The sequence below is a fragment of the Butyrivibrio sp. YAB3001 genome (assembly GCF_900112195.1).
Lineage (GTDB): Bacteria > Bacillota > Clostridia > Lachnospirales > Lachnospiraceae > Butyrivibrio.
The window spans coordinates 7,962-15,618 of record NZ_FOKR01000017.1; the positions used below are offsets into that span (position 1 = coordinate 7,962).

Genomic DNA, 7,657 nt, shown 5'->3' on the forward strand with positions numbered 1-7,657 from the left:
TAATCAACATCAGCTTCCTTTGTCTTTTCCCTTCGCTCTAATACATGCTCTGGATTCTCTTCGTCCTTTTCCCTTGCTTTTCTTATATTTTCCTGCCGCTCTTTAACCGCCTTTTTCTTATCCGCCTTTTCTCTTTCTTCCCGCTCTTTTAAGTCTTCTTCTGTCAAGGCAATTGGACTCTTATATGTAACGTCCGCTTCCTTTGTCTTTTCCCTTCGCTCTAATACATGCTCTGGATTTTCTTCGTCTGCTTTCTTGTTCTTCTTTACAGCTTCCTGATGCTTTTTAAGCCTTCCACCAATGGTATGTTCATTTAACAGGTCTCTGAGGCTATCTGCCCCATCTGCCACATGACCAAAACTCTTTGTCCATTCATTCGTACTAAGATTAGAAAGAAGCCGCTTTTCCTCTAACATCCTCTGTTTGAGCTGATTGACAGCCTCAAAGCGTCCCCATCTCCAGAAAAAGAATGACCTTCCTCTGGACAGATAGGCCTCACAACTACTTACCAGTTCATCACAAAAAGCGACTGCTGTACCAGCCAGCTCTTCCCTGCTCTTTGAGTCATTAGTTTTCTCATGCAAAAGATTTTCATAACTTCTAAGTGTTTTCTTGATTTCTTGCATGATTAGACTGTCGCCACTCCATTTTTCCTGATTCATAAAAAGAAAATTCAGATTTCGATTCTGACGTAACACAAGGTCCATATGATCTTCATCCTTGAGAGTCAGTTCCTCCTTATGATTCAGGATTTTATTTATTTTAAGGACATCCCGCTCTGCCGCTTTAACATTATGGAGCCGGCGCTGATCTTCTGAAAATTTCTCGCCCACCTTTGACAGTTGTACTGCCTGTCGTTCCTCCTGGGTCTGAATGGTAAAAACATCCCGTTTCATTTCCTGTTTTTGCTGTTCTGAAAGTGCCATAGATACCTCCTGTCAAAGTCAAGCGTTTTCCGCTTTCAAGAGCTTTTCATAAGCCATCATCCGTGCTTCCCGATAACTGATCAGATATTTCTTATTCGGCACGCACATCGTTTCCAGTATCTCTTCTCCGGCAAGAGTACTACTCTCAACCCTGAAAACACTCACCGGATCCAGGTCCTTAAGGTCACAGAAAGCTGCCTTTACCAGCATTTCCTTATCACTTTTTTCCTTCCCGTATAGGAGAAATGGATAAATAACCCGTCCGTACCTTCTCACAAAAAGAGCTGCTTTACACTCTCCTTTTTTTGTAAAGACATAACTTAAATCCTCATCAAAGCCGATGGAGAGTTCTTTTCCAACCTGATCGCGCACGCTTTTCTTTTCATCTTCCGTAAGGTCAGCAAATGGCATAACATAAGCATTCACCCTTGCTGCTTTTTTCACCTCCGCGCTTGTTTGAAGGTCACTAACCAGCAGTACATACTCCTTCATGACAGATTCTTCTTTTTCAAAGAGACATTCCATGAAAAAACGCTCAGGGTCCCATTCAGGCGCTGCCTCAAGATACTCTTCGGAAATTCTGGAAAGAACGCGTTTCATTTTCCTTTCCCTGGCCTCCTGAAAACACATTTGTAAAAGACTGCTTCCAATCCCGCAGCACCTGTACTCACTCTTTACATAAAGCCAGCGTATCATAAGCGCATCATCTTCCACTTCAGCCACAAGTATTGCAGCCGGTTCATCCGTACCATCCTCTCTTTGCATAGTAGCTCCAAGCGCAAAGCTTCCCGGATGTACAAGACAATGCAGATTGTCAAAATAATCCATTGCACCAAAGTAGTCCAGCAACTCCTCATCCAGCCGTATGATCTTCATCTCTTGCTCCTTTCTCCTCTGTTCTCCTGCGCATCAAAAAATCTTTTTAAAAACTAATCCGCTACTTCCAGAAAGTGCACAAAGCCTGTAAGATTCAGAACCTCTTTTATCTCATCATTTGGATGCATCAGCACCATCCTGCCATCCTTCTCATCCAGAACCTGATATGCCGCCAGCATTTCCCTCAGTCCTGCAGAAGTAGTATATTCAAGTTCTGACATATCGATGAATATTTCCATGACATCATCAAGATCTTCCTCCACTGTTTCAGAAAACATTGATGCATTAGATGAATCCATCTGCCCTTTTATCGTTACAGTCAGTTTCTCATCTTCCTTTGATTTTGTGATTGTAAGCATATATATCTCCTCTCTCATTCATGGTAAAAAATATGTTTTCTGATCCGATTACTTTTCCATTCGGCTCCCACAATATACCGGCTTGCCAAAACCTCTTGGATAAAGCTTCTCCGCCAAAAGAAAAGCTGCATCATTATGCCTGTCAACAATTATCTGGGTACTGTCAGAACAATTCTCTCTCATGTACTCCACTGCATAAAAAAGCATCTGCATAAGTATCATGGTTGCTTCTTTCTGAGTCTCTGCCACTGCTCTCATCACCTTAAGATAAAGGCTCCCTGATGGAGACCTGTGAAACAACAATAGCCCCTGTATTCCATTTTCATCCTCATAGTAGCAGGATATATTCTTTTCAAAATAGCTAAGTGGCAGATAACTTAGATCCTCGCAAGTCCCTTTCTGTCCCAATGTGTCAAGTTTAGCAATAATCCTCCGGTAGCTTCGAAGCTCCATATTCTCCAAAGAATAAATGCACCCCGACGGACTATGGCTCTTTTTAAAGATAGGCATATTCAAAATCTCAGACAGACCAACTGCCACATCATCCCCCTCCATGAGATGCACATCAAATCCCTGCTGCTTAAGGATTTTTTTCATCTTGGAGTTTTCTCTGGTGGCCTGAATGCATACCTCTGATTTCTCAACACCATCATCCGCTATCATCTCACTGTAGCGCATAAAAAGCGCATCGGCCTCTTCTTCATTACCAGCATCAAACCAGTGTATATGGCTCTCCACATTTTGCCCCTCTTCCAGGTTCTTTAATTCCCAGATCATACCACCAAGTGGCTCATCAAGATCATCAAGAAGCACAAGCCCCCGGAAAAAAGCTCTCCCTATATTCTCAGCCTCATCTTCACCAAGATATGCAGCATATTCCTCTATGTTGTCCTCATCCAAAATCGCTGTATACATCATTTGTCTCCTCATTAAATAATGGCATTTTGCACTGAAGGGATTATCTTCCTTCAATACTTAAGATTGTTCGCAGCTAAAGCTCTTTTTTATCATCAGGACGTTCTTCCCATCCTTATATTCATATCGCACATCGTCCATAAGTTTTTTCACCAAAAAAACTCCCAGTCCTCCGGCTTTTCTCTCTCTCCCCGAAGCCTCTACATCAGGCATTTCCTGCGACAGCGGATCGTAAGGCTTTCCACTGTCGATAAAAGAGATCTCGATTTCTTTTCCGCCGGCATTATATCTTAAGTCAACTGTCACTTCTCCTTCCTCACTTTCAGGATAAGCATAGCTAACAACATTGGTGAAGATTTCATCCACTGCCATATTGATCTGCCTGCGGCTCTTTATCTCACACCCGACACGCTCAAGTTCATCATCCACAAATAACCGTACGGCTTCGTGGCTATCTCTAACGGCAGGAACTGTAAGTTTCAGACTCTTACCGCACCCTTCTTCGCCGTGGTAAATAAAATCAAGCATGGTCAGATCATCGAACTGATCCGCATCCCCTACAAAAGCGTCAACATCCTTGCGCACCTCTGAAAGAAGTGTCTTAGGTTCTGCGTCTTTATTACGATTTAATACATCTCCCAATCGATCCATCCCGTATAGTTCTCCATTTGTATTGGTTGCTTCCGGCACACCGTCCGTATAAATAAAAAGTCGATCTCCCGGTCTTAAGACAAACGAATCCTCATTGTATTCCACATTTTTCATAAATCCCAAAAAAACATCATGGGGCATTATCAGCTGTTCGTATAAAGTGCCGTGCTCACCATCCTTCTTTTTCATAAGGAAAGGATCTTCATGCCCCGCATTGGATTCCAAAAGTTCTCCTGTAGAAAGAGTAAGAATTCCAAGCCAGACCGTCACAAACATTAAGGCCTTGTTTCCATCACACAGATGGTTATTCACATCATAGAGAATCTCCGACGGAGTCCCACCCATCATAGTGCGTTTTTTTATGAGAGTTTTGCTAATTACCATAAAAAGAGCAGCAGGCACTCCCTTTCCTGAAACATCCGCCATCACAAATGCCATATGATCATCATCTATCAAAAAGATATCAAAGAAATCTCCTCCCACTTCTTTGGCCGGATCCATGGAAGCATACACATCGACCTCCGTTTTTTCCGGATAGAGAGGAAATACCTGCGGCAGCATATCCTGCTGAATCTGCGCTGCCACTGATAATTCTGCGCCGAAACGCTCTTTTTCCGCTGTAATTTCAGTAATTCTGTCTATATATTCTCTGGTACGCTCAGAAAGATCTCCAAAAGCTCCTGCTAAAATCTCAATCTCATCCCCTGTCAGATAAATATCCTCCATCTCAAAAAACAGGTTTTCTCCCGTAATTTCCCTTACCCGCTGAGTCATACGATTGATGGGTATTGTCAGTCTCTTTGAGAATGAAAGCGCAACAATAGCTGCGTTTACAAGAATGAGAACCATTACAATGATCATCAGCCAGGACGACATATGAAAACTCCTACGGTATTCCCAAATGGTTTCTTTGGAAGCATCATCCACTTTATGCAGCAGATCTACCATAGTGGCATCGGCTTCCTCTTTATTTACAAAGATCAGCTGTCTCCATCCCACAGTTTCAATAGGCGCATATGCAACATAGTATTCATCATCGTCGACCATCGTTATTGCAAATCCTGCTCCGCCTGAAATATTCCAATTCGATTTTGCCGAAGGACTTGCTCCTTACAAACAGTTTTTTACATTCCACGATACTTGAAACTTAACATGGTAAGATCATCAAACTGATCTGCCCCTTCCACAAAACGGTCAATATCCTCCCTGACTTTATGAAGCAGCTCCTTAGGATCTTCGCTCTTATTTCTGTCCAGTGCCTCCATGAGCCTTTTCATTCCATACATGGTTCCTTCTTTATTCTTTGCTTCAGTCACTCCGTCCGTATAAATAAAGAGCTGTTCCCCAGGTTTCATCATAAACGTATCCTCGTGGAATCTAGCCTTTCTGATTCCTCCCAGGATCACATCATGCTCAGTTCCCACTTCACGAACCGCCGTTTTCTCTCCCTCTGATTCAATTAGCAGAAGTGGCTTTTCATGCCCTGCATTTGTCTCAACAACCTCACCTGTAGAAAGCGTCACGATGGCAAAACAGACCGTGACAAACATAGCAGCCTTATTTCCTTCACATAGCTGCCTGTTCACATCAGTTATGATTTCTGAGGGTGAACCGCCCAACAGGGACCGGTTTTTTAGAAGCGTTTTACTTATCACCATAAATAGTGAAGCAGGAATTCCCTTCCCCGAAACATCTGCCATAACAAGTGCCAGATGATTCTCGTCTATCATAAAGATATCGTAAAAATCTCCACCCACTTCTTTTGCGGGATCCATGGAAGCATATAACTCAAATTCTTTTCTATCAGGATAAAGAGGAAATTTCTGCGGAAGCATATCCTGCTGAATCTTGGCAGCCACGGAGAGCTCCGCGCCAATCCTTTCCTTCTCTGCTGTGATTTCCATAATCTCTCTGATGTACTTTTTGGTACGCTCAGACAGTTCACCGAAGGTTTCTGCCAAAAGCTCTATCTCGTCTCCTGTGCGGTAGATATCATCCATCTCAAACTTGAAATTATCTCCCTCAATCTGGCCAACTGCTTCAGTCATTCGGTTGATGGGATTCGTAAGTTTCCCAGAGAACATCATTGCTACAAGAATCGCATTTGTCACAAGAAGGATCATTACGATGATAGTAAGCCAGGAGGACTGCCTGAAACTCTTCTCATATTTTTTTATCGTTTTTCTAGAGGTTTCGTCCATCTGTGCCAGTAAAGCTTCAGTTGGCTCTTCCAAAATCTCTTTCTCCATAAACAAAAGCTGCGCCCATTTAGTTGTTATCATTGGTGCATAGGCCACATAGTGCCGCTTTCCATTTATGGTCACTTCAGAAAAGCCAAGCTCTCCCTTGAATGATCTCTGCAGCAAAGCATCCAGTTCATCATTATCCAGATCAACGATATCCGTAGAAAGAAGTTGATCCATCTTAAGCTCCCCCTCATCAAAGGGAGAATATACCAGCTTCCCATCATTGCTGACTACAATAGAAAATAAGCCGTCCCCTATTGTCACTTCTGAAACAAAATTCTGAAAAGTATCCAGCGACACAGAGCTTTCTACCACTGCCATAAGCTTTCCATCAAGATAGATCGGCACTCCAAAATCAATCTCACTTTTGTTCAAAAGCGTACTGTGTACGGCATGGGTAAGGACCACATCCTTTTGTTCCACAGCTTGTTGCCACCATGGTCGTTCCTTTGAATCATAAGTTAGGAGCTTTCCATTTTCGTCAAATTTCTGTTCCGAAGTTATGTCCATAAAAAGAGAAACGCCATTAGGTAGTGAAATAATCAGATCCTGAGTATTATACTCATTGTTCCTGATCATCTGTTCCATCATAGGCGCCAGATTTGCAAGCTTTCTTACCATCACCATATCTTCTTGAGTAGGACTTGCCCAATCGGATAACATAAGCTGAAGGGTAAGCTTGCCGGCGTTTTCTTTCTTTGGAGCATCTATCAGGCATTCTCCGTAGTTTTCGGGATGTCTGAATATATCCTCTGCCTGCGCTGCCAAAAGAACTGCTTCGCTTCTAAGTTCCCACATCTCCCAGTCAGTATTGTCCGCAGCCTGAAAGGCCATGTTCTTCATGCTTTCCTCCGCCATCTGCATCATTGAAGTTTCAGACTGCGCACGGACTGTCTTTGCCTGTGTCTGGCCGGTTTCATTTGCCATCTTTAAAAGCGTGCGAAGCTGAATCATACCCATGATTGCAAACCCGCAGATTGCAGTTATCACAAGCATAATACATAGCCTAAAAACTTTTTTCTGTAGTCCCTTCGAGGCTTTCTTTCTATTTTTCATAATCACCTTTTTTACAGAAAATATGCCGTTTATCTCAACAAAATCCTTCATTATTTCATAGGGCAAAATACAGCTTTATTATAACAAATAGTGATTATATTTTATATGATTGCGTGTATTTGTAAGTGCTGCTATTCGCTTTTTTATGGATTTATTATCGGATTTTTATCTTTTTATACGTAACAGATATTTTTTATTTTTATTAGCCCCTTTATGACCCATAATTTGCCATTATCTTCCATCTAAAGAAATTCTTAAGAAAATCTTAAGAAAATCGCAAAGATTTTTCTCTCATAATCTGTTATCATTTCTTTCGGTTCATTTCTGAGCCATCATTTTGGCACTTCGCCAAACTTCCTCATTAGCATCTTTTGCATTTGAGAAATATTTTTTACGAAAGAAGGTTTTATTAATTGTTACAAGAATCAAGAATCATCAACAAATTTACCCAAAAGGATTATCTTAACGCCACAGGGCCAATAGAAATCGGCATGACTAATGACTACATGTTCCGAATAGTCTTTCAGCAAAACAAATTTGCTCTCAAAGGGCTTATTGCTTCTGTGTTACATATTGATCCTGAGTCCATAATTGACCTGGAAGTAAAAAACACGATAGCCCCAGGTGT

General features: G+C 41.9%; 7 protein-coding genes. 1 reads left to right on the forward strand and 6 read right to left on the reverse strand.

The window, feature by feature from the left end; all coding sequences use genetic code 11:
* From BM086_RS21060 to BM086_RS15585, 6 genes are all read right to left on the reverse strand, one after another.
* Positions 1-926: hypothetical protein (locus tag BM086_RS21060; RefSeq protein WP_207650995.1), on the reverse strand; the 926-nt coding region annotated here is incomplete at its 3' end.
* An 18-nt stretch (positions 927-944) separates the two neighbouring features.
* A complete protein-coding gene (locus BM086_RS15565; protein WP_092328864.1) occupies positions 945-1,802 on the reverse strand; it encodes a GNAT family N-acetyltransferase in 858 nt (285 codons plus the stop codon).
* Positions 1,803-1,855: 53 nt separating this feature from the next.
* A complete protein-coding gene (locus tag BM086_RS15570; protein WP_175560315.1) occupies positions 1,856-2,161 on the reverse strand; it encodes an STAS domain-containing protein in 306 nt (101 codons plus the stop codon).
* 48 nt (positions 2,162-2,209) lie between these two features.
* Positions 2,210-3,079, reverse strand: coding sequence for a hypothetical protein (locus BM086_RS15575; RefSeq protein WP_141107764.1), 870 nt, complete (start codon positions 3,077-3,079; stop codon positions 2,210-2,212).
* A gap of 57 nt (positions 3,080-3,136) precedes the next feature.
* Positions 3,137-4,774 (reverse strand): SpoIIE family protein phosphatase, encoded by a 1,638-nt coding sequence (locus BM086_RS15580; RefSeq protein ID WP_092328875.1) that lies wholly within the window; start codon positions 4,772-4,774, stop codon positions 3,137-3,139.
* Positions 4,775-4,851: 77 nt separating this feature from the next.
* Positions 4,852-7,029 carry a SpoIIE family protein phosphatase gene (locus BM086_RS15585; protein ID WP_175560316.1) on the reverse strand — a complete coding sequence of 726 codons (2,178 nt, stop codon included), beginning with the start codon at positions 7,027-7,029 and terminating at the stop codon, positions 4,852-4,854.
* Between the two features lie 413 nt (positions 7,030-7,442).
* Here BM086_RS15585 and BM086_RS21280 point away from each other — a divergent pair.
* Positions 7,443-7,657, forward strand: a 215-nt coding sequence (locus BM086_RS21280) for a hypothetical protein (RefSeq protein ID WP_207650996.1), incomplete at its 3' end; no start/stop codon positions are given.